This is a genomic window from Alkalibacterium sp. m-11, from assembly GCF_054658155.1.
In genome coordinates, this window is sequence record NZ_BAAGIR010000629.1 from 1 (window position 1) to 250 (window position 250).

Here is a 250-nt window from a genome sequence, read left to right on the forward strand (position 1 = left end):
TGGAAAGAGCCTATAAAAACTTTTTCCGAGACAAGTCCGTCTGTTTCCCGAAGTTCAAATCCAAACACAAGTCGAAAGCGAGTTATACCACCAACAACCAAGGCGGAAATATCCGCATAGAAGACGGGAAAATCAAACTTCCAAAAACTGGATTCGTGAAGCTGAACCAACACAGAAAGTTTGAAGGAGTCATCAAGTCGTGCACCATTTCTATGAACAAGTCGGGAAAGTATTTCGTCTCTATTCTGGT

The 250-nt window shown here is 42.0% G+C and carries 1 pseudogene; it reads left to right on the top strand.

The features are described from left to right. Positions 1 to 250, top strand: a pseudogene (locus tag ACYQ2O_RS13740) (RNA-guided endonuclease TnpB family protein); the annotation flags it as partial.